The organism is Pseudomonas lini (genome assembly GCF_001042905.1).
Classification (GTDB): domain Bacteria; phylum Pseudomonadota; class Gammaproteobacteria; order Pseudomonadales; family Pseudomonadaceae; genus Aquipseudomonas; species Aquipseudomonas lini.
Map to the genome: position 1 here is coordinate 705,853 of NZ_JYLB01000002.1, position 21,831 is coordinate 727,683.

Here is a 21,831-nt window from a genome sequence, read left to right on the forward strand (position 1 = left end):
GCCTGCATAATCTTGACATGCAAAGTTCGGGCGGGGTGGCGGATGGATTTGCGACGGTTGCAATTAATGGCCTTCTGATGTCGTTTCTCGATGCCTTGAGGTCGCTGGCAGAGCAGGTCGTCGTGGGCGTCAGGTTGATCATCCAATCGTCAGTACTCCGCTGATGTTTGAACGAGTTTGCAGTGAGGCGTGATGGGGGCGCTGTGCACCATAACAATACGTTGAGCGGCTCGGCATCCGTCGAGCGCAGCACTTTCGGGGAAGTAACGATGAAGATGCGACGACTCTTGGGCGCAGGTGCCGCTTTGGTGCTGGCGATCAGTTCTACGATGGCCAGCGCTGAAGGCAAGGCAGTGACGATCGGTTATGTAGACGGCTGGTCGGACAGTGTCGCCACGACCAACGTGGCTGCCGAGGTGATCCGGCAGAAGCTCGGTTATGACGTGAAGCTGCAAGCCGTTGCCACCGGGATCATGTGGCAGGGTGTGGCCACTGGCAAACTCGACGCCATGCTGTCGGCGTGGTTGCCCGTGACTCACGGGGAATACTGGACCAAGAACAAGGATCAGGTCGTCGATTACGGCCCGAACTTCAAGGACGCGAAAATCGGCCTGATCGTACCGGAGTACGTCAAGGCCAAGTCTATCGAGGATCTGAAAACCGACGACAGCTTCAAAAACCGTATCGTCGGCATCGACGCCGGTTCAGGCGTGATGCTCAAGACCGATCAGGCCATCAAGGATTACGGCCTGGACAACTACACCCTCAAGGCCAGTTCTGGCGCCGGTATGATTGCCGAATTGACCCGTGCCGAGAAGAAAAACGAATCCATTGCCGTCACCGGTTGGGTGCCGCACTGGATGTTCGCCAAGTGGAAACTGCGTTTCCTGGAAGATCCGAAAGGCGTTTACGGTGCGGCTGAAACCGTGAACAGCATTGGCAGCAAAGGCCTGGACGCCAAAGCGCCGGAAGTTGCGAAGTTCCTGAAGAACTTCCAGTGGGCGTCGAAAGACGAAATCGGCGAGGTCATGTTGGCGATTCAGGAGGGCGCCAAGCCTGAAGCCGCCGCGAAGGATTGGGTGGCCAAACACCCGGATCGCGTTGCCGCCTGGATCAAATGATTTGATCTGAAGCGTCTAGTCAGTACCTCTCAAGGCCCCTTGGCATTAATGCCAAGGGGCCTTTTGCTTTTTGATGTGTTTATTGAATGCTGAAAAATGGCGACTCTGTCATGTCGTTCTAATACTAAGGTCGTCTGGAACCTGTCCGGCAGCCGCATAGAGTGGATACCGTTCTAACTAAATCTGTGCTGCGAGGATAAAAACAATGAACGACAGCATTTACCTCTCGATTCAAAACAGCTCGCGCTTCAAGGAGCTGGTCAGCAAGAGAGAACGATTCGCCTGGATTCTTTCAGCGATCATGCTTGGGCTGTACTCCGGATTCATCCTTTTGATTGCTTACGGGCCGCATATCCTGGGCGCTAAAATCAGCCCCGAATCCTCAATTACCTGGGGCATTCCGATCGGTGTCGGGCTGATCATTTCGGCCTTTATCCTGACGGGTATCTACGTGCGACGCGCCAACGGCGAATTCGACGACTTGAACAATGCGATTCTCAAGGAGGCTCAGCAATGATCCGGCGTCTAATGGCTCTATTGAGCATCGCAGCGTTCGCACCTGGCGCCTGGGCGGCTGAGGCCTTGACCGGTGCAGTGACCAAACAACCCCTGAACGTTGCGGCGATCCTGATGTTTGTGGCGTTCGTCGGCGCGACTTTATATATCACTTACTGGGCTTCCAAGAAAAACAACTCGGCCGCCGACTACTATGCGGCGGGCGGCAAGATCACCGGTTTCCAGAACGGTCTGGCGATTGCCGGTGACTACATGTCCGCGGCGTCCTTCCTGGGTATTTCCGCCCTGGTGTTCACCTCTGGCTACGACGGCCTGATCTACTCGATCGGCTTCCTGGTGGGCTGGCCGATCATTCTGTTCCTGATCGCCGAGCGCCTGCGTAACCTGGGCAAGTACACCTTTGCCGACGTGGCGTCCTACCGCCTCGGGCAAACCCAGATCCGCTCGCTGTCGGCCTGCGGTTCGCTGGTGGTGGTGGCGTTCTACCTGATCGCGCAAATGGTCGGTGCCGGCAAGCTGATTCAGCTGTTGTTCGGTCTCGACTATCACGTTGCGGTAATCCTGGTCGGTATCCTGATGTGCCTGTACGTGCTGTTCGGCGGCATGCTGGCGACTACCTGGGTGCAGATCATCAAGGCGGTGCTGTTGCTGTCCGGTGCCTCGTTCATGGCGCTGATGGTAATGAAGCACGTCAACTTCGACTTCAACGCGTTGTTCTCCGAGGCGATCAAGGTTCACCCTAAGGGTGAGGCAATCATGAGCCCCGGCGGCCTGGTGAAAGATCCGGTCTCGGCGTTCTCCCTTGGTCTGGCGCTGATGTTCGGTACCGCTGGCCTGCCGCACATCCTGATGCGCTTCTTCACCGTGAGTGACGCGAAAGAAGCTCGCAAGAGCGTGTTGTATGCAACCGGCTTCATTGGCTACTTCTACATCCTGACCTTCATCATCGGCTTCGGCGCGATCCTGCTGGTCAGCACCAACCCAGCCTTCAAAGATGCGGCCGGCGCGCTGTTGGGCGGCAACAACATGGCGGCGGTGCACCTGGCCAACGCGGTCGGGGGCAGTATCTTCCTGGGCTTCATCTCGGCGGTGGCGTTCGCAACCATCCTGGCGGTGGTAGCTGGTCTGACCCTGGCCGGCGCATCGGCGGTGTCTCATGACCTGTATGCCAGTGTGATCAAGAAGGGCAAGGCCAACGAGAAGGACGAGATCCGCGTCTCTAAAATCACCACCATCGCTCTGGCGGTGCTGGCGATCGGCCTGGGCATTCTGTTCGAGAAGCAGAACATCGCGTTCATGGTGGGCTTGGCGTTCTCCATCGCGGCGAGCTGCAACTTCCCGGTGCTGCTGCTTTCCATGTACTGGAAGAAGCTGACGACTCGCGGTGCGATGATTGGCGGCTGGCTGGGTCTGGTCAGTGCTGTTGGCTTGATGGTGTTGGGGCCAACCATTTGGGTGCAGATCCTGGGTCACGAGAAGGCGATCTTCCCGTATGAATACCCAGCGCTGTTCTCCATGGCCATTGCGTTTGTCGGGATCTGGTTCTTCTCGGTCACTGACAAGTCGGCTGAGGGTGTGAACGAGCGTGCGCTGTTCTTCCCGCAGTTTGTTCGTTCGCAGACCGGGTTGGGGGCGAGTGGGGCGGTTTCGCACTAAGGCTTTGAGTTTCTATATATAAGCTGAGCTACACAAAATGCCCCGGTCGAGAGATTGGGGCATTTTTTATTGGGCGGTTATCGCCCCTTGTAGAAGCGAGGCTTGCCCGCGAAGGCGGCCTGATAGCCGACCTGTTTCTTGCAGATGTACACCGATCAAATGTGGGGGCAGGCTTGCCTGCGATGGCGGTCTGATAACCGACCGGGATTTTTGATGGTGTACATATCCGTTTCTTCGGTAGCGGCGGCTATTGGTTTCGCTTTTACAGCGAGTCACTTTCGAAAAGCGCGAAAGTAACCAAAGCGCTTTTGCCCCTCCATTCGGTGCCTCGCCCAGGCTCGGCATGCCCTCACTCCGGCATTGCTCCGGGGGCGGCTACCGCGGCATCCTTGCCGCGGTGCCCCCTACGCAATACCTGCGTTCGGCCTCTGGGAAAGGGGCAACAGATCACGATCAAGATCAAAAGCCAAAGCAACGGCAACGACAAGATCAACAGCTTCGCGAGCAAGCCCGCTCCCACAAAAAATCAGAGCACATCCGCTCTGCTTTTCACCACTCAACAGGCCGAGCGTTAGCTCGCCTGCAGTTTTTGATCTTGACGCACCGCCCCCTCGAGAGGCCGAGTGGAGGTTCTGCGCAGTGGGCAACCCGGCATGGATGCCGGGTTAGCCGCCCCCGGCCATGGATGGCCGATGGCGGCGGGCCCACGGAGCAGGACCGGAGCGAGGGCATGCCGAGCCTGGGCGAGGCACCGAACGAAAGGGGCAAAAGCGCTTTGGTTACTTTGGCGCTTTTCCAAAGTGACCCGCTGTAAGAGCGGAACCGCCAGCAGCCGTTACCGCAGAAAAGGATATGTACCCGACCAACGAGCCCAGTCGGCCCTCAGGCCGCCGCGTCATTCAAACGTCAGGCACAAACAAAAACGGCCCCTATCTAAATAGAGGCCGTTCCCGGTACAGCTTAAGACGTTATCGCAAGACAGGTCTTATTCGCGGTCTTCCAGCTTGGTGATATCACGCGACTCGTAGCCGGTGTACAACTGGCGCGGGCGGCCGATCTTGTACGGGCTGGAGAGCATTTCTTTCCAGTGGGAGATCCAGCCGACAGTCCGCGCCAGGGCGAAGATCACGGTGAACATGCTGGTTGGAATGCCGATCGCCTTGAGGATGATCCCCGAGTAGAAGTCGACGTTCGGGTACAGCGAGCGTTCGATGAAGTACGGATCGGTCAGGGCGATCTCTTCCAGGCGCATGGCCAGTTCGAGTTGCGGATCGTTGGTGATGCCCAGCTCTTTCAGTACTTCGTCACAGGTCTGCTTCATGACGGTAGCGCGCGGGTCACGGTTTTTGTAAACCCGGTGACCGAAGCCCATCAATTTGAACGGATCGTTCTTGTCCTTGGCCTTGGCGATGTACTTGTCGATATTCGAAACATCGCCAATCTCGTCAAGCATGGTCAGAACGGCTTCGTTCGCACCGCCGTGGGCAGGGCCCCACAGTGCAGCGATACCGGCGGCGATACAGGCGAACGGGTTGGCACCCGACGAACCGGCCAGACGTACGGTAGAAGTCGATGCGTTTTGCTCGTGGTCGGCATGGAGGATGAAGATCCGGTCCATGGCCTTGGCGAGTACCGGGCTGATCGGTTTGATCTCGCACGGGGTGTTGAACATCATGTGCAGGAAGTTTTCCGCGTACGACAGGTCGTTGCGCGGGTACATCATGGGTTGGCCCATGGAGTACTTGTAAACCATTGCAGCCAGGGTCGGCATCTTGGCAACCAGGCGGATCGCGGAGATTTCGCGATGCTGCGGGTTATTGATGTCGAGGGAGTCGTGGTAGAAGGCCGAGAGGGCGCCCACTACGCCGCACATGACGGCCATCGGGTGGGCGTCGCGACGGAAGCCGTTGAAGAAGGTCTTCAACTGCTCGTGAACCATGGTGTGGTTCTTCACGGTGCCGACGAACTGGGCCTTCTGTTCTGCGGTCGGCAACTCGCCGTTGAGCAGCAGATAGCAGGTTTCCAGGTAGTCCGACTTTTCAGCCAGCTGTTCGATCGGGTAGCCGCGGTGCAGCAGAATGCCGTTGTCGCCGTCGATATAGGTGATCTTCGACTCGCAGGAGGCAGTCGACATGAAACCAGGGTCAAAGGTGAAACGGCCCGTGGCCGTCAGGCCCCGAACGTCGATAACATCGGGACCAACGGTGCCGGTTAAAATGGGCAGCTCGACGGGGGCTGCGCCCTCGATGATCAACTGCGCTTTTTTGTCAGCCATGTGGCCTCCTATTTATGCTTGAAATCATCAGACAGACCCCCCACGCAGGGCCCGCACCACTATAGTGAGATAAATTCGAATGTCAATTTGCCTAAAGTCTTGCTCCAGAAGGCTTTAACCGGACTTTTTCCTCGAAATTGACTGCCATTTACGCCTTTTATCTCACTTGTGCAATCAGCTATTAGGGGAAGGTGAACGCGTTGTCATTAGTAGCCTAACTGTCTATACTCGGCCACCGACCGCCAGGGGCTTTTGGGCCTGCTTTATTGGGGGTCGCATCCCTGGGTGGTGGTTACCTGACCAGTGCACTCCCCAACAACTTTGCCCTGATTGTTAGGGGCTCTTCAGTGTGAAAAAAAAGCCGTGAAAAGCCAACGACCTGTAAACCTAGACCTAAGGACCATCAAACTCCCCATCACCGGCGTTACGTCGTTTCTTCACCGTGTTTCCGGCATCATCCTCTTCCTGGGCCTTGGCTTCATGCTGTATGCATTGGGCAAGTCTCTGGGTTCCGAGGAAGGTTTTGCCGAGGTGAAGGCATGCTTGACCAGTCCGCTGGCCAAGTTCGTAGCATGGGGCCTCCTGTCCTCTCTTTTGTATCACCTGGTAGCCGGTGTGCGCCATTTGATCATGGACATGGGCATCGGTGAGACGCTGGAAGGCGGCCGCCTGGGCTCGAAAATTATCATCGCCGTTTCCGTGGTGTTGATCGTTCTGGCAGGAGTTTGGATATGGTAACCAGCGTTACGAACCTTTCGCGTTCGGGCCTCTATGACTGGATGGCACAGCGTGTGTCTGCGGTCGTTCTCGCGGCTTATTTCATCTTCCTGATCGGATACCTCGTTGCGAATCCAGGCATTGGCTACGACCAATGGCACGCCCTGTTCGCCCACAACGGGATGCGTATCTTCAGTCTGCTGGCCCTTGTAGCCCTGGGCGCTCACGCCTGGGTCGGCATGTGGACCATCGCGACTGACTACCTGACGCCGATGGCGCTGGGCAAGTCCGCGACTGCAGTACGTTTCCTTTTCCAGGCAGTATGCGGCGTTGCGATGTTCGCTTACTTCGTCTGGGGTGTGCAGATTCTCTGGGGTATCTGATCCATGGCTAACATTCCAACGATTTCTTTCGACGCCATCATTATTGGTGGTGGCGGTGCCGGCATGCGCGCAGCGCTGCAACTGGCACAAGGCGGTCACAAGACTGCCGTGATCACCAAGGTTTTCCCGACTCGTTCGCACACCGTGTCGGCCCAGGGCGGCATCACTTGCGCCATCGCGTCTGCCGATCCGAACGATGACTGGCGCTGGCACATGTACGATACCGTCAAGGGTTCCGACTATATCGGTGACCAGGACGCTATCGAGTACATGTGTCAGGAAGGCCCGGCCGCCGTATACGAGCTGGACCACATGGGTATGCCGTTCTCGCGTACCGAACAAGGTCGTATCTATCAGCGTCCGTTCGGTGGTCAGTCCAAGGATTACGGTAAAGGTGGCCAGGCCGCCCGTACCTGCGCCGCTTCCGACCGTACCGGTCACGCGCTGCTGCACACCCTTTATCAGGGCAACCTGAAAGCTGGCACCACGTTCCTGAACGAGTACTACGCTGTTGATCTGGTGAAAAACCAGGAAGGCGCATTCGTCGGCGTGATTGCCATCTGCATCGAAACCGGTGAAACCACCTACATCCGTGCCAAGGCCACCGTACTGGCCACCGGCGGTGCAGGTCGTATCTACGCATCGACCACCAACGCCCTGATCAACACCGGTGACGGCGTTGGCATGGCGCTGCGTGCCGGCGTACCGGTACAAGACATCGAAATGTGGCAGTTCCACCCGACCGGCATCGCCGGCGCCGGTGTACTGGTCACCGAAGGTTGCCGTGGTGAAGGTGGTTACCTGATCAACAAGCACGGCGAGCGTTTCATGGAGCGTTATGCTCCGAACGCCAAAGACCTTGCCGGTCGTGACGTTGTTGCCCGTTCGATGGTTAAAGAAATCATTGCCGGTAACGGTTGCGGTCCGAATGGCGACCACGTAATGCTCAAACTCGACCACCTGGGCGAGGAAGTGCTGCACAGCCGTCTGCCAGGCATCTGCGAACTGTCCAAGACTTTCGCACACGTTGACCCTGTTGTTGCTCCGGTTCCGGTTGTTCCGACCTGCCACTACATGATGGGCGGCGTTCCGACCAACATTCATGGTCAGGCAATCACCCAGAACGACGAAGGCGTCGACGAAATCATCCCTGGCCTGTTCGCAGTGGGTGAAGTGGCGTGCGTATCGGTTCACGGCGCCAACCGTCTGGGCGGCAACTCGCTGCTCGACTTGGTGGTATTCGGCCGCGCTGCCGGCCTGCACCTGGAAAAAGCGCTGACCGACGGTATCGAATACGATGACGCCACCGACGCCGACATCAACGCGGCCCTGGCACGTCTGTCCGCTCTGAACGAGCGTACCGAAGGTGAAGACGTGGCAACCCTGCGTCGCGAACTGCAAAACTGCATGCAGAACTACTTCGGTGTGTTCCGTACCGGCGAATACATGCAGAAGGGTATTGCTCAGCTGGCTGATCTGCGTGGCCGTATCGCCAACGTCAAGATCAATGACAAGAGCCAGGCGTTCAACACCGCGCGTATCGAAGCGCTGGAACTGCAGAACCTGCTGGAAGTGGCCGAAGCTACTGCCATCGCTGCAGAAGTGCGTAAAGAGTCCCGCGGTGCTCACGCCCGTGAAGACTTCGAAGACCGTGACGACGAAAACTGGCTGTGCCACACCCTGTACTTCCCGGGTGACAAGCGCGTTACCAAGCGTGCTGTGAACTTCTCGCCGAAGACTGTTCCGACTTTTGAACCTAAGATTCGGACTTATTAAGGGTGGCCGCCATGTTGCAAGTCAGTGTTTATCGTTACAACCCTGATCAGGACGCTGCGCCGTTCATGCAGGAATTCCAGGTTGATACCGGTGGTAAAGACCTGATGGTGCTGGACGTGCTGGCCCTGATCAAAGAGCAGGACGAAGGTTTCTCCTATCGTCGCTCTTGCCGTGAAGGTGTTTGCGGTTCCGACGGCATGAACATCAACGGCAAAAACGGTCTGGCGTGCATCACGCCGCTGTCTGCCGTCGTAAAACGTAACAAGCTGATCGTTCGTCCGTTGCCAGGTTTGCCGGTTATCCGTGACCTGGTCGTCGATATGAGCATCTTCTACAAGCAATACGAAAAGGTTAAGCCATACCTGCAGAACGACACGCCGGCTCCGGCCATCGAGCGTCTGCAGTCCCCTGAAGAGCGTGAAAAGCTCGACGGTCTGTACGAGTGCATCCTGTGCGCTTGCTGCTCGACTTCGTGCCCGTCCTTCTGGTGGAACCCGGACAAGTTCCTGGGTCCGGCTGCTTTGCTGCAAGCCTATCGCTTCCTGGCAGACAGCCGCGACAACAAGACATCCGAGCGTCTGGCTTCGCTGGATGACCCGTTCAGCGTATTCCGCTGCCGGGGCATCATGAACTGCGTCAACGTTTGTCCGAAAGGCCTGAACCCGACTAAGGCCATCGGTCACATTCGTAACATGCTGCTTTCAAGCGGCGTGTGATTCAGCTGCTGTACCCGTAGGACCGCAATACCCGTAGATGCTACGGCGCAGGCTTCAACCGGCGCCGTAGTTTTAACCTGAGCAGCAGCTTATAAGGCTGCAGCTCTTATTTTGAAGAAATGAGACAAGCAGGGGCATCCGGGCTGGTACCCGGACTATCAGCGTGATCCTAAGTGGCTTGTTTTAGTCGCTGCATTCGGACTTCTGCAAGTTTTCTCGGTGTCGACGCCGGTGGTGTTCCCCTAACCGAGGGTGACCAAGCATGCAAGAAAGCGTGATGCAGCGCATGTGGAACAGCGCCTACCTATCCGGTAGTAACGCTGCCTATGTGGAAGAGCTCTACGAGCTCTACCTGCACGACCCTAACGCTGTGCCAGAAGAGTGGCGCACCTACTTCCAGAAGTTGCCTGCTGATGGCGACACTGTCACCGATGTTTCGCACTCCACAATTCGCGATCATTTCGTCTTGCTGGCAAAGAACCAGCGCCGCGCCCAACCGGTTTCCGCCGGCAGCGTGAGCAGTGAGCACGAGAAGAAGCAAGTTGAAGTGCTGCGATTGATCCAGGCCTACCGTATGCGTGGCCACCAGGCAGCCCAGCTTGACCCGCTGGGGCTGTGGCAGCGTCCTGCACCTGCAGACCTGTCAATCAATCATTACGGCTTGACCAATGCCGATCTTGATACGACCTTCCGTGCCGGCGACCTGTTCATCGGCAAAGAGGAGGCGAGCCTACGCGAAATTCACGAAGCGTTGCAGCAGACATATTGCCGCACCATCGGCGCTGAATTTACGCATATCACCGATTCCGAGCAGCGCCAGTGGTTCCAGCAGCGTCTGGAAAGCGTGCGCGGCCGTCCGACGTACTCCGCCGACATCAAGGGCCACCTGCTCGAACGCGTCACCGCCGGCGAAGGTCTTGAAAAATACCTCGGGACCAAATACCCGGGTACCAAGCGTTTCGGTCTGGAAGGCGGCGAGAGCCTGATTCCGATGCTCGACGAGCTGATCCAGCGTTCCGGTTCCTACGGCACCAAGGAAATCGTCATCGGCATGGCCCACCGTGGTCGCCTGAACGTGCTGGTCAACACCTTCGGCAAGAACCCGCGCGAGCTGTTCGACGAGTTCGAAGGCAAGAAGAAGGTCGAGCTGGGTTCCGGTGACGTTAAGTATCACCAGGGCTTCTCGTCCAACGTGATGACCACTGGCGGTGAAGTTCACCTGGCCATGGCGTTCAACCCGTCTCACCTGGAAATCGTTTCTCCGGTGGTCGAGGGTTCGGTTCGCGCTCGTCAGGATCGTCGTAACGACCCTACCGGCGAGAAGGTTCTGCCGATCTCCATCCATGGTGACGCGGCATTCGCCGGTCAGGGTGTGGTGATGGAAACCTTCCAGATGTCGCAGACCCGCGGTTTCAAGACCGGCGGCACCGTGCACATCGTGATCAACAACCAGGTCGGTTTCACCATCAGCAATCCGCTGGACTCGCGCTCCACCGAGTACGCGACCGACGTTGCGAAGATGATCCAGGCGCCGATCCTCCATGTGAATGGTGATGATCCGGAAGCCGTGTTGTTCGTGACCCAGCTGGCCATCGACTACCGCATGCAGTTCAAGCGTGACGTGGTGATCGACCTGGTCTGCTACCGTCGTCGCGGCCACAACGAGGCCGACGAGCCTAGCGGTACCCAGCCAATCATGTATCAGCAGATCACCAAACAGCGCACCACCCGTGAGCTGTATGCCGATCGTCTGACCCAGGGCGGTGTACTGGACGCAGAGCGTGTTCAGGCGAAAGTCGACGAATACCGCAATGCGCTGGACAACGGTCTGCATGTTGTAAAAAGTCTGGTCAAAGAGCCGAACAAAGAGTTGTTCGTGGACTGGCGTCCGTATCTGGGCCACGCCTGGACCGCGCGTCACGACACTCGCTTCGATCTGAAAACCTTGCAGGAACTGTCCGCCAAGCTGCTGGAAATTCCGGAAGGCTTCGTGGTTCAGCGCCAGGTCTCGAAAATCTACGAAGACCGTCAGAAAATGCAAGCCGGCGGCCTGCCGATCAACTGGGGTTACGCCGAAACCATGGCGTACGCGACCCTGGCGTTCGAAGGTCACCCGATTCGCATGACGGGTCAGGACATCGGTCGCGGTACGTTCTCGCACCGTCACGCTGTCTTGCACAACCAGAAAGACGCGGGTACCTACGTCCCGCTGCAAAACCTGTACAAGGGTCAGCCACGTTTCGACCTGTACGATTCGTTCCTGTCCGAAGAAGCCGTGCTGGCGTTCGAATACGGTTACTCGACCACCACGCCTGAGGCGCTGGTGATCTGGGAAGCCCAGTTCGGCGACTTCGCCAACGGTGCCCAAGTGGTTATCGACCAGTTCATCACCAGTGGCGAGCACAAGTGGGGTCGTCTCTGCGGTCTGACCATGCTGCTGCCGCACGGTTATGAAGGTCAGGGTCCAGAGCACTCTTCGGCTCGTCTGGAGCGTTACCTGCAGCTGTGCGCCGAGCACAATATTCAGGTTGCCGTTCCGACTACGCCGGCTCAGATCTACCACTTGCTGCGTCGTCAGGTGATTCGCCCGCTGCGCAAGCCGTTGATCGTTCTGACTCCGAAGTCGCTGCTGCGTCATAAACTGGCCATCTCGACCCTGGAAGATCTGGCTGAAGGTTCGTTCCAGACCGTTATCCCGGAAATCGATGCCCTGGACCCGAAAAAGGTCGAGCGCGTTGTTCTGTGTAGCGGCAAGGTCTACTACGACCTGCTGGAAAAACGCCGTGCCGAAGGTCGTGATGACATCGCCATCGTGCGTATCGAGCAGCTGTACCCATTCCCTGAGGACGACTTGAACGAAGTCCTGGCTCCGTACACCAACCTCAAACATATCGTTTGGTGTCAGGAAGAGCCGATGAACCAGGGTGCCTGGTACTGCAGCCAACACCACATGCGCCGCATCGTTGGCAACCACGACAAGTCTCTCGTACTTGAGTACGCGGGCCGTGATGCTTCTGCTGCACCTGCTTGTGGTTATGCATCGATGCACGCTGAGCAGCAGGAACAACTGCTGCAAGACGCCTTTACTGTTTAACGCCTTCGCGCACCTGAAACCGAATTTAAGGACCCACAGATAATGGCTATCGAAATCAAAGCCCCCACTTTCCCGGAATCGGTTGCCGATGGCACCGTTGCCACCTGGCACAAAAAACCGGGCGACGCCGTCAAGCGTGACGAACTGATCGTCGACATCGAAACTGACAAAGTCGTACTGGAAGTGTTGGCCACCGCTGATGGCGTGCTGGGCGCTATCGTCAAGAACGAAGGCGACACCGTTCTGTCCGACGAAGTTCTGGGCTCCATCGGTGAGGGCAGTGCTGCTGCCGCGCCAGCCGCCGCTGCTGCACCTGCTGCCGCTGCCGCTGCTCCTGCCGAAGCGGGCGAAGACGATCCTGTTGCGGCACCGGCTGCTCGCAAGCTGGCTGAAGAAAACGGCATCAACATCGCTTCCGTTGCCGGCACTGGCAAAGGCGGTCGTGTGACCAAGGAAGACGTTGTTGCCGCTGTAGCTGCCAAGAAAGCCGCTCCGGCTGCCGCGCCTGCCAAGGCTGCTGCGCCTGCCGCTGCTGCTCCAGTGTTCGCTGCCGGCGATCGCATCGAGAAGCGCGTACCGATGACTCGCGTGCGGGCCACCGTTGCCAAGCGTCTGGTTGAAGCTCAATCGAACATGGCAATGCTGACCACTTTCAACGAAGTCGACATGACCGAAGTCATGGCGTTGCGTTCGAAGTACAAGGATCTCTTTGAGAAGAGCCATAATGGTGTGCGCCTGGGCTTCATGTCGTTCTTCGTCAAGGCTGCCACCGAAGCGCTGAAACGCTTCCCGGCTGTCAACGCGTCGATCGACGGTGCTGACATCGTTTATCACGGCTACGCTGACGTCGGTGTTGCTGTTTCCAGCGACCGCGGCCTGGTTGTACCGGTTCTGCGTAACGCCGAACTGATGAGCCTGGCTGAAATCGAAGGCGGCATCGCCACCTTCGGCAAGAAGGCTCGCGACGGCAAGCTGTCGATGGACGAAATGACCGGTGGCACGTTCACCATCACCAACGGTGGTACTTTCGGTTCGATGATGTCGACCCCGATCGTCAACCCGCCGCAAGCGGCCATCCTGGGCATGCACAACATTCTGCAGCGTCCTATGGCGATCAACGGTCAAGTCGTTATCCGTCCGATGATGTACCTCGCTCTGTCCTACGATCACCGTTTGATCGACGGCAAAGAAGCTGTGACCTTCCTGGTTACCATCAAGAACCTGCTGGAAGACCCGGCTCGTTTGCTGCTGGATATCTGATTTCGTTGCACGGGCCGCTCAGCGATGAGCGGCTCTTCTGTAATGACCAGCTTCGTCCCACGACGGTCCCCAAAAGGGGCCGTCCGGTTTGATTCGAGAAGGAATGACACATGACTCAGAAATTCGACGTGGTAGTGATTGGCGCGGGCCCTGGCGGCTACGTGGCTGCCATTAAAGCAGCGCAACTGGGCCTCTCCACTGCCTGCATCGAGAAATACACCGACAAGGAAGGCAAACTGGCCCTCGGCGGTACTTGCCTGAACGTCGGCTGCATTCCATCCAAGGCGCTGCTGGACAGCTCCTGGAAGTTCCACGAAGCCCAAGATGGTTTCGCGATCCACGGTATCAATCACGCTGGCGTGACCATGGACGTGCCAGCAATGGTCGGCCGTAAAGCCAACATCGTCAAAGGCCTGACCTCGGGTGTTGCGACCCTGTTCAAGGCTAACGGTGTGACCTCGATCCAGGGCCACGGCAAACTGCTGGCCGGCAAGAAAGTCGAAGTCACCAAGCCTGACGGTTCGGTAGAAATCATTGAAGCCGAGAACGTGATTCTGGCTCCAGGTTCGCGTCCGATCGACATTCCACCGGCTCCGGTCGACCAGAATGTGATCGTCGATTCCACCGGCGCGCTGGAATTCCAATCGGTTCCAAAACGTCTGGGCGTGATTGGCGCTGGCGTGATCGGTCTGGAACTGGGTTCGGTCTGGTCCCGTCTGGGCGCAGAAGTTACCGTTCTCGAAGCGCTGGACACCTTCCTGATGGCCGCTGACGCTGCCGTTTCCAAGGAAGCGCTGAAAACCCTGACCAAACAAGGTCTGGACATCAAGCTGGGCGCTCGCGTTACCGGTTCCAAAGTGAACGGCGACGAAGTCGTTGTGAACTACACCGATGCCAACGGCGAACAGAACATCACGTTCGACAAGTTGATCGTAGCCGTTGGTCGCCGTCCGGTGACCACTGATCTGCTGGCTGCTGATTGCGGCGTGACCCTGGACGAGCGCGGTTTCGTGCACGTTGACGATCACTGCGCCACCACCGTACCGGGCGTTTACGCCATCGGTGACGTGGTTCGCGGCATGATGCTGGCACACAAAGCCTCGGAAGAGGGCATCATGGTCGTTGAGCGCATCAAGGGCCACAAAGCCCAGATGAACTATGATTTGATCCCGTCAGTTATTTATACTCACCCGGAAATCGCGTGGGTCGGCAAAACCGAGCAGACCTTGAAGGCTGAAGGCGTTGAAGTTAACGTTGGCACCTTCCCGTTCGCAGCCAGTGGCCGTGCCATGGCAGCCAACGACACCGGCGGTTTCGTGAAAGTCATTGCCGATGCCAAGACTGACCGCGTATTGGGCGTCCACGTGATTGGCCCGAGCGCTGCAGAACTGGTTCAGCAGGGCGCGATCGGTATGGAATTCGGCACCAGCGCTGAAGACCTGGGCATGATGGTTTTCTCCCATCCGACCCTGTCTGAAGCCTTGCACGAAGCAGCTTTGGCTGTGAATGGCGGCGCCATCCACATCGCCAACCGCAAGAAGCGTTAAGACAATAAGAAACCACGGCGGTACGGCCCGTCGTGAGCCTTGCATGCAAGACTCACCGCGGAATGTCCGCTGGACGCAGTCTTGCGTAGCTCAGCTACGCAAGCAGCAGTCACAGGTGGTGCGGCACTTGAACAAGTGCAGCACCGAATGCGCAGTACCTAACGAAGACGGTAATAAGCATGAATCTTCACGAGTATCAGGGTAAGCAGCTGTTCGCTGAGTACGGCCTGCCAGTTTCGACCGGCTACGCAGTAGACACCCCGGAAGCAGCAGCAGAAGCTTGCGACAAAATCGGCGGCACCGAGTGGGTTGTCAAAGCCCAGGTCCACGCTGGTGGTCGCGGTAAAGCGGGCGGCGTAAAGCTGGTTCGCAGCAAAGAAGACGCCAAAGCATTCGCTCAACAGTGGTTGGGCAAGCGTCTGGTGACTTACCAGACTGATGCCAATGGTCAGCCAGTCACCAAGATCCTGGTTGAATCGTGCACTGATATCGCTAAAGAGCTGTACCTGGGCGCTGTCGTTGACCGTTCGAGCCGTCGCATCGTGTTCATGGCTTCCACCGAAGGTGGCGTGGACATCGAGAAAATCGCTCACGACACCCCTGAGAAAATCCTCAAGGCCACTATCGATCCACTGGTTGGCGCTCAGCCATTCCAGGGTCGCGAGCTGGCATTCCAGCTGGGCCTGGAAGGCAAGCAAGTTGCTCAGTTCGCCAAGATCTTCGTAGGTCTGGCCAAGCTGTTCAAGGATCACGACCTGGCTCTGCTGGAAGTGAACCCGCTGGTGATCAAGGCTGACGGCGATCTGCATTGCCTCGACGCCAAGATCAACATCGACGCCAACGCCATGTACCGTCAGCCTAAGCTGAAGACTTTCCACGATCCGTCGCAAGACGATCCGCGCGAAGCGCACGCTGCCAAGTTCGAACTGAACTACGTAGCACTGGAAGGCAACATCGGTTGCATGGTCAACGGTGCTGGCCTGGCCATGGGTACCATGGACATCGTCAACCTGCATGGCGGCAAACCAGCCAACTTCCTCGACGTGGGCGGCGGTGCTACCAAAGAACGCGTAACCGAAGCGTTCAAGATCATCCTGTCCGACACTAACGTCGCTGCAGTATTGGTCAACATCTTCGGCGGCATCGTTCGTTGCGACATGATTGCCGAAGGCATCATCGGCGCTGTGAAAGAAGTCGGCGTGAAAATCCCGGTTGTTGTTCGCCTTGAAGGCAACAACGCTGAGCTGGGCGCTAAAGTACTGGCAGAAAGCGGTTTGAACATCATCGCTGCTACCAGCCTGACCGACGCTGCTCAACAAGTCGTTAAAGCTGCGGAGGGCAAATAATGAGCGTCCTGATCAATAAAGACACCAAAGTTATCTGCCAGGGTATTACCGGTTCGCAAGGTAGTTTCCACACCCAGCAAGCCATCGAGTACGGCACCAAGATGGTTGGTGGTGTAACTCCAGGCAAAGGCGGCACCGAGCACCTGGGTCTGCCAGTGTTCAACACCGTGAAAGACGCTGTAGCTGCCACTGGCGCCACCGCCAGCGTGATCTACGTTCCAGCTCCTTTCTGCAAGGACTCCATCCTGGAAGCAGCCTTCGGCGGCATCAAGCTGATCGTTTGCATCACTGAAGGCATTCCTACCCTGGACATGCTGGATGCCAAGGTCAAGTGCGACGAGCTGGGCGTAGTCCTGATCGGTCCTAACTGCCCAGGCGTGATCACTCCAGGCGAATGCAAGATCGGCATCATGCCAGGTCACATTCACTTGCCAGGCAAGGTCGGTATCGTTTCCCGTTCCGGCACCCTGACCTACGAAGCTGTGAAGCAGACTACTGACGCCGGTTTCGGTCAGTCGACTTGCGTCGGCATCGGTGGTGACCCGATCCCGGGTTCGAACTTCATCGACATCCTGAAGCTGTTCCAGGAAGACCCGAAGACCGAAGCGATCGTAATGATCGGTGAGATCGGCGGTTCGGCTGAAGAAGAAGCGGCTGCCTACATCAAGGCAAACGTGACCAAGCCGGTTGTTTCCTACATCGCTGGTGTGACTGCCCCTGCGGGCAAGCGCATGGGCCATGCTGGCGCAATCATCTCTGGCGGCAAAGGCACTGCAGACGAGAAGTTTGCTGCCCTGGAAGACGCAGGCGTTAAAACCGTGCGTTCGCTGGCAGACATCGGCAAGGCTTTGTCCGAGCTGACCGGTTGGGCGATCAAGTAAGCCTCGCGCTTAGCTTGTAACTCTGCTGACAAAGGCCACCTTCGGGTGGCCTTTGTCGTTTCCAAAGATCAAAAGATCGCAGCCTTCGACAGCTCCTACAGTTGGAATGCAGTCCATGTAGGAGCTGCCGAAGGCTGCGATCTTTTGATCTTTGCTGTTTTCGATGAAATTTAGATATGTAAACGCGACATTGAAATGTCGCGTATCGGATAGTTCGCCCTGTAACAGTGCGTTTGTCGTGCAAATTCGTTAGGCTAGCAGCCATTTTTGCGTCCGCGGCCCACAAGGCAGCGACGCGCTAAACGGGTTAGTCCTATACGGGCCGACAGCATTTCCCTCACCCATAAGGGAAATCCCTCTCTAAATTCCGATTCAGTAGTGTGGTATTTCCTTAATGAAAGTGTTGAAAGGCCAGGACATCCTGGCACTGGGTTTTATGACGTTTGCCCTGTTCGTCGGGGCTGGCAACATCATCTTCCCGCCTATCGTCGGTTTGCAGTCCGGGCCTAATGTCTGGATGGCGGCGCTGGGTTTTCTGATCACCGCGGTCGGTCTGCCGGTGATCACCGTTGTCGCCCTGGCCAAGGTCGGTGGTGCAATGGATGCCTTGAGCAGCCCGATCGGTAAAGTCGCCGGTGGCCTGCTGGCAGCCGCGTGCTACCTCGCTGTTGGCCCGTTGTTCGCGACGCCGCGCACCGCGACCGTGTCGTTTGAAGTAGGCCTGGCGCCGTTGACTGGCGAGAGCCCGCTGGCGCTATTTCTCTACAGCTCGGTGTACTTCCTGCTGGTGTTCTTCATCTCGCTCTATCCGGGCCGTCTGCTGGACACCGTAGGACGTTTCCTTGCACCGCTGAAGATCATCGCTCTGGCTGCTCTCGGCATCGCCGCGTTCGCGTTGCCGGCTGGTGAAATCGGCGTGGCCACTCCTGAATATGTCGCAGCACCGTTCTCCCAAGGCTTCATCAATGGTTACCTGACCATGGATACCCTGGGCGCGCTGGTATTTGGCATTGTCATCGTTAATGCGATTCGCTCCCGCGGCGTGGAATCGCCAGCGTTGATCACTCGTTACGCGATCATCGCCGGTCTGATTGCCGGCGTGGGCCTGGCACTGGTTTATGTCAGTCTGTTCCGTCTCGGTTCGGGCAGCCATGAAGTGGCCGCCGGTGCTGCCAACGGCGCGGCGGTATTGCACGCGTATGTTCAGCACACATTCGGTTCGCTCGGCAGCGGTTTCCTCGCGGTGTTGATCTCCCTGGCCTGCCTGGTAACAGCGGTCGGTCTGACGTGTGCCTGTGCCGAATACTTCAGCCGTGTACTGCCACTGTCCTACAAGACGCTGGTGATCATCCTGGCTGCGTTCTCCTTGTTGGTGTCCAACCTGGGCCTCACCAAGCTGATTGCTTTCTCGATCCCGGTGCTGACCGCCATCTACCCGCCGTGCATCGCCCTGGTAGCCCTGAGCTTCTGCAAGGATTTCTGGCATGAGCAGGGCCGTATCGTCGGTCCGGTGATGCTGGTGTCGTTCATCTTTGGTTTGATCGATGCCCTCAAGGGCGCCGGTCTGGCTGACTGGATGCCGACTCAACTGACTCATCTGCCACTGAGCGAGCAGGGTCTGGCGTGGCTAGTGCCAGCGGTCATGACCCTGGTGGTTGCCGTGGTTTGCGACCGTCTGCTGGGCAAGCGCGAAGAAGCGTTGGCTTAAGTCGCTTTAAGGCCCGCCACAAGCGGGCCTCGAACGGCTTCCTGCAAAAATAGAAATGCCCCGTATCAATCGATACGGGGCATTTTTTTATGGGCGGGATGCGGTGTCTTTTTCCTTGCGCTAACGTCGAAGCACTACCTGTGTAGGAGCGAGGCTTGCCCGCAAAGGCGATGTCAGATCCGAAGAAATTATCGACTGACACGCCGTCTTCGCGGGCAAGCCTCGCTCCTACAGATTTAACTAATGCCTCACAGGGAATTGCATGTCGTTCATCCACGCCAATCTGATCCACATTCTCGCCGCACTCTGGTTTGTCGTCTGCTGGGGTGGCTACACCCGTTACGCAACGTGGAAGGGCCGCGACACCGCGTGCCTGGCCAGCGTGCTGCACCTGTATCGCGAAGACTGGATGCGCCGCATGCTGTTGCGCGACAACCGCATTGCCGATGCCAGCGTGATCGGTAACCTGGAACGCAATGCCTCGTTCTTCGCCTCCAGTACGCTGATTATCCTGGCCGGTATTCTCACGGTGTTGGGTGCATCCGACAGAGCCGTGTCGTTGCTGGCGGATATCCCGATGGTGCAACAGGCTTCCCAAGGGATGTCGGAGATCAAGTTGTTGTGCCTGGCGCTGGTGTTTGTCTATGCGTTCTTTACCTTCAGTTGGTGCATGCGTCAGTACAACTTTGCGGCGATTCTGGTGGGCTCTGCACCGATGATCGGCGAGCGCCATGTGTCCGAGCAAGAGCGCAAAGCCTTCGCTTCCCGAGCCGCCCGTGTCATCTCCATGGCGGCCAACCAGTTCAACTTCGGTCTGCGTTCCTATTACTTCGGCATGACCATGCTGGCGTGGTTCGTCAGCCCCTGGTTGTTCATGCTGATGAGTGCCGGCGTCGTGCTGGTGTTGTATCGCCGCGAGTTTCACTCCGACGTTCTTGATGTAATGGTGTATACCCCTACAGAGGCGCCATTGCCTGAAGCGAACAAGGAGGCTGCTTGATGAGTATTCCGTTCTGGTGTGTGTTTGTCAGCGCATTGTTGATTTACGTGGCAAAGATTCCAGTGGCCAAGGCCATGAACGAGCAGGGCGGTTACGACAATCACCTGCCGCGCCAGCAGCAGGCCCAACTAACCGGTTTCGGCGCCCGTGCATTGGCGGCCCACCAGAACAGTTTCGAGGCGTTCTTATTGTTCGCGGTAGGGGTGTTGATGGCGTACACCACGCAGACGGCGGGATGGCTGATCGATACGCTGGCAATCATCTTTGTGATCGCGCGCATCATTTACTTGCTGTGCTATTGGGTAGATCTGGCCTGGCAGCGCAGCCTAGTGTGGTTTGTGGGGGTAGTGTGTTCGTTGTTGCTGATGATTAGTCCGACTTTTAGAACAATTTTGCTCTAATACTTATCGCCAATAAAAAGAAAACCCGCACTTGGCGGGTTTTCTTTTATCACACTAAAAACGTTTTAGTTTTTAGGGGCTTCTGGCGCTGGAGCTGGAGCGGCTTCTTTTGCCGCTGCTGCGTTCGATTCGGCCTGAGCTTTGGCAGCTTCGGCGTTTTCTTTTGCAGCCTCGTTCACTTTATCCTGAGCTTCGCCCATTTTTTCCTGAGCTTGCTCGGCATGTTTGGTGGCATCTTGAGCTTTGTCCTCGGATTTTTTATCGCAGGCAGCGAGACCGAGGGAAGCGGTCAACATCAAGGCAATAGCTAAAGTCTTACGCATGGGGTGTTTCTCCTTATGGAAAATATCTACTGGCCTTTCGAGCACAGCGAATAGGGTTAAGTTCCTCAATTCATACAGATATATAAGTTTGTTTTGCTGCGGAACTTTTGCCTTCTAGCCCGCTACTTGACCAGACACTAAGAAGAGTTTTATCAAATGGCCGAAAATCCCGTTTTTGAGCGTGCGACGCGATTCCTGTCGGCATTGCGGCATTGTCAGGTACTCGGCATGCGTGTTCACAGCGCCAGCAGCGAAGGATTGACGGTGATTTTGCCGTACAGCCCGCAGATCGTCGGTAATCCGCAAACCGGGGTGATTCATGGTGGTGCGCTGACCTCACTGATGGACACTGCCTGCGGCATGGCCACCCTCTGTGTGCTGCCCGAATTCGAAGTCTGTCCGACGCTCGACTTGCGCATCGACTACATGCACGCCGCCGAGCCGCACAAGGACGTATACGGCTTCGCTCAATGCTACCGAGTGACCACCGACGTGATCTTCGCGCGCGGTTTTGCCTATCAGGACGACCCCGAACAGCCCATCGCCCATGTGGTAGGCACCTTCATGCGTATGGGCAAGAGCATCAAAGGCACCAAAGGTTTTGGCGGTGCTATTGCCGGTGCCGTCGCTGGAGTTGCGAAATGACCGACACGTTCAAGGAACAACTTCAACAGGCCCATGCGCAGGGAGACTACGCCTCGCTGCTGGACCTGATTCCCTACGCCAGACTGATCGGCGTCGAATGTTCACGGGTGGGGGATGAGCTGCTGTTTCGTCTACCGGCCAACAAAGACAACATTGGTAATCCTTTATTGCCGGCGATTCATGGCGGGGTGATTGCTGGGTTCATGGAGCTCTCGGCAGCACTGCACCTGCTGATCTTCACCGGCTCGCCTGGTGTGCCGAAGATTATCGACTTTTCCCTCGACTACCTGCGCGCGGGGCAGTTTCGCGATACCTGGGCCAGATGCCAGGTGTGCCGACAGGGGCGTCGGGTGGCAAACGTGGCAATTACCGCTTGGCAAAGCACCGAAGCCGAGCCCATTGCCACGGCCCGCGCTCACTTCAAAATCGAAGAGCCCTTGAAATCCTGATCTCAGCCCCCAACTCT

Annotated in this window: 19 protein-coding genes; 17 read left to right on the plus strand and 2 right to left on the minus strand. The window is 57.3% G+C overall.

From position 1 onward, the window contains the following. Nucleotides 1-269: 269 nt before the first annotated feature. The 3 genes from TU81_RS07700 to TU81_RS07710 all read left to right on the plus strand — a co-directional run bounded on the left by TU81_RS07700 (nucleotide 270) and on the right by TU81_RS07710 (nucleotide 3,293). Entirely contained in the window at nucleotides 270-1,121 is an 852-nt protein-coding gene (locus TU81_RS07700; protein ID WP_038979674.1) for a glycine betaine ABC transporter substrate-binding protein, read from the plus strand. Between the two features lie 205 nt (nucleotides 1,122-1,326). Next, nucleotides 1,327-1,638 carry a DUF485 domain-containing protein gene (locus tag TU81_RS07705; protein ID WP_038979676.1) on the plus strand — a complete coding sequence of 104 codons (312 nt, stop codon included), beginning with the start codon at nucleotides 1,327-1,329 and terminating at the stop codon, nucleotides 1,636-1,638. Next, a complete protein-coding gene (locus TU81_RS07710) occupies nucleotides 1,635-3,293 on the plus strand; it encodes a cation acetate symporter (protein ID WP_038979678.1) in 1,659 nt (552 codons plus the stop codon). Before TU81_RS07705 ends, TU81_RS07710 begins: the two co-directional genes overlap by 4 nt. Nucleotides 3,294-4,278: 985 nt before the next feature. Here the strand turns inward: TU81_RS07710 and gltA are convergent. After that, nucleotides 4,279-5,568 carry a citrate synthase gene (gltA, locus tag TU81_RS07715; RefSeq protein WP_007898998.1) on the minus strand — a complete coding sequence of 430 codons (1,290 nt, stop codon included), beginning with the start codon at nucleotides 5,566-5,568 and terminating at the stop codon, nucleotides 4,279-4,281. Nucleotides 5,569-5,931: 363 nt separating this feature from the next. Between gltA and sdhC the strand changes: the two genes are divergently transcribed. The 12 genes from sdhC (at nucleotide 5,932) to TU81_RS07775 (ending at nucleotide 20,397) form a co-directional block, all read left to right on the plus strand. Continuing rightward, the gene (gene sdhC / locus TU81_RS07720) at nucleotides 5,932-6,306 is read left to right on the plus strand and encodes a succinate dehydrogenase, cytochrome b556 subunit (RefSeq protein WP_038979680.1); all 375 of its coding nucleotides are present in this window, start codon (nucleotides 5,932-5,934) and stop codon (nucleotides 6,304-6,306) included. Then, entirely contained in the window at nucleotides 6,300-6,668 is a 369-nt protein-coding gene (gene sdhD / locus TU81_RS07725) for a succinate dehydrogenase, hydrophobic membrane anchor protein (protein ID WP_008071469.1), read from the plus strand. The genes sdhC and sdhD overlap by 7 nt, the downstream gene beginning before the upstream one ends. Nucleotides 6,669-6,671: 3 nt before the next feature. Then, nucleotides 6,672-8,444: a succinate dehydrogenase flavoprotein subunit gene (gene sdhA, locus TU81_RS07730; protein WP_038979682.1), complete on the plus strand. Its 1,773-nt coding sequence runs from the start codon at nucleotides 6,672-6,674 to the stop codon at nucleotides 8,442-8,444. 11 nt (nucleotides 8,445-8,455) lie between these two features. Then, nucleotides 8,456-9,160, plus strand: a complete 705-nt coding sequence (locus TU81_RS07735) for a succinate dehydrogenase iron-sulfur subunit (RefSeq protein ID WP_038980237.1) — start codon at nucleotides 8,456-8,458, stop codon at nucleotides 9,158-9,160. 262 nt (nucleotides 9,161-9,422) lie between these two features. Beyond that, complete coding sequence (locus tag TU81_RS07740) at nucleotides 9,423-12,254, plus strand: 2-oxoglutarate dehydrogenase E1 component (protein WP_038979684.1); 2,832 nt, start codon at nucleotides 9,423-9,425, stop codon at nucleotides 12,252-12,254. 42 nt (nucleotides 12,255-12,296) lie between these two features. Then, a complete protein-coding gene (gene odhB / locus TU81_RS07745; RefSeq protein WP_007898985.1) occupies nucleotides 12,297-13,514 on the plus strand; it encodes a 2-oxoglutarate dehydrogenase complex dihydrolipoyllysine-residue succinyltransferase in 1,218 nt (405 codons plus the stop codon). A 110-nt stretch (nucleotides 13,515-13,624) separates the two neighbouring features. Further along, nucleotides 13,625-15,061, plus strand: a complete 1,437-nt coding sequence (gene lpdA, locus TU81_RS07750; RefSeq protein WP_007898983.1) for a dihydrolipoyl dehydrogenase — start codon at nucleotides 13,625-13,627, stop codon at nucleotides 15,059-15,061. A gap of 179 nt (nucleotides 15,062-15,240) precedes the next feature. Next, the gene (sucC, locus tag TU81_RS07755) at nucleotides 15,241-16,407 is read left to right on the plus strand and encodes an ADP-forming succinate--CoA ligase subunit beta (protein ID WP_007898980.1); all 1,167 of its coding nucleotides are present in this window, start codon (nucleotides 15,241-15,243) and stop codon (nucleotides 16,405-16,407) included. Beyond that, nucleotides 16,407-17,288: a succinate--CoA ligase subunit alpha gene (gene sucD / locus TU81_RS07760; protein WP_007898976.1), complete on the plus strand. Its 882-nt coding sequence runs from the start codon at nucleotides 16,407-16,409 to the stop codon at nucleotides 17,286-17,288. Before sucC ends, sucD begins: the two co-directional genes overlap by 1 nt. 394 nt (nucleotides 17,289-17,682) lie before the next feature. Next, nucleotides 17,683-18,996 (plus strand): branched-chain amino acid transport system II carrier protein, encoded by a 1,314-nt coding sequence (gene brnQ, locus TU81_RS07765; RefSeq protein ID WP_048394337.1) that lies wholly within the window; start codon nucleotides 17,683-17,685, stop codon nucleotides 18,994-18,996. Between the two features lie 262 nt (nucleotides 18,997-19,258). Next, nucleotides 19,259-19,996: a DUF599 domain-containing protein gene (locus TU81_RS07770; protein ID WP_048394339.1), complete on the plus strand. Its 738-nt coding sequence runs from the start codon at nucleotides 19,259-19,261 to the stop codon at nucleotides 19,994-19,996. Then, on the plus strand, nucleotides 19,996-20,397 hold the full coding sequence (locus TU81_RS07775) for an MAPEG family protein (RefSeq protein ID WP_048394341.1): 402 nt from the start codon (nucleotides 19,996-19,998) through the stop codon (nucleotides 20,395-20,397). Before TU81_RS07770 ends, TU81_RS07775 begins: the two co-directional genes overlap by 1 nt. Nucleotides 20,398-20,462: 65 nt before the next feature. Here the strand turns inward: TU81_RS07775 and TU81_RS07780 are convergent, their stop codons facing one another. Continuing rightward, entirely contained in the window at nucleotides 20,463-20,720 is a 258-nt protein-coding gene (locus TU81_RS07780) for a hypothetical protein (protein WP_038979691.1), read from the minus strand. Nucleotides 20,721-20,876: 156 nt separating this feature from the next. Here TU81_RS07780 and TU81_RS07785 point away from each other — a divergent pair, with 156 nt between their 5' ends. After that, nucleotides 20,877-21,365: a PaaI family thioesterase gene (locus tag TU81_RS07785; RefSeq protein WP_038979693.1), complete on the plus strand. Its 489-nt coding sequence runs from the start codon at nucleotides 20,877-20,879 to the stop codon at nucleotides 21,363-21,365. Beyond that, nucleotides 21,362-21,814 (plus strand): PaaI family thioesterase, encoded by a 453-nt coding sequence (locus TU81_RS07790; protein WP_030131718.1) that lies wholly within the window; start codon nucleotides 21,362-21,364, stop codon nucleotides 21,812-21,814. The genes TU81_RS07785 and TU81_RS07790 overlap by 4 nt, the downstream gene beginning before the upstream one ends. Nucleotides 21,815-21,831 lie beyond the last annotated feature (17 nt).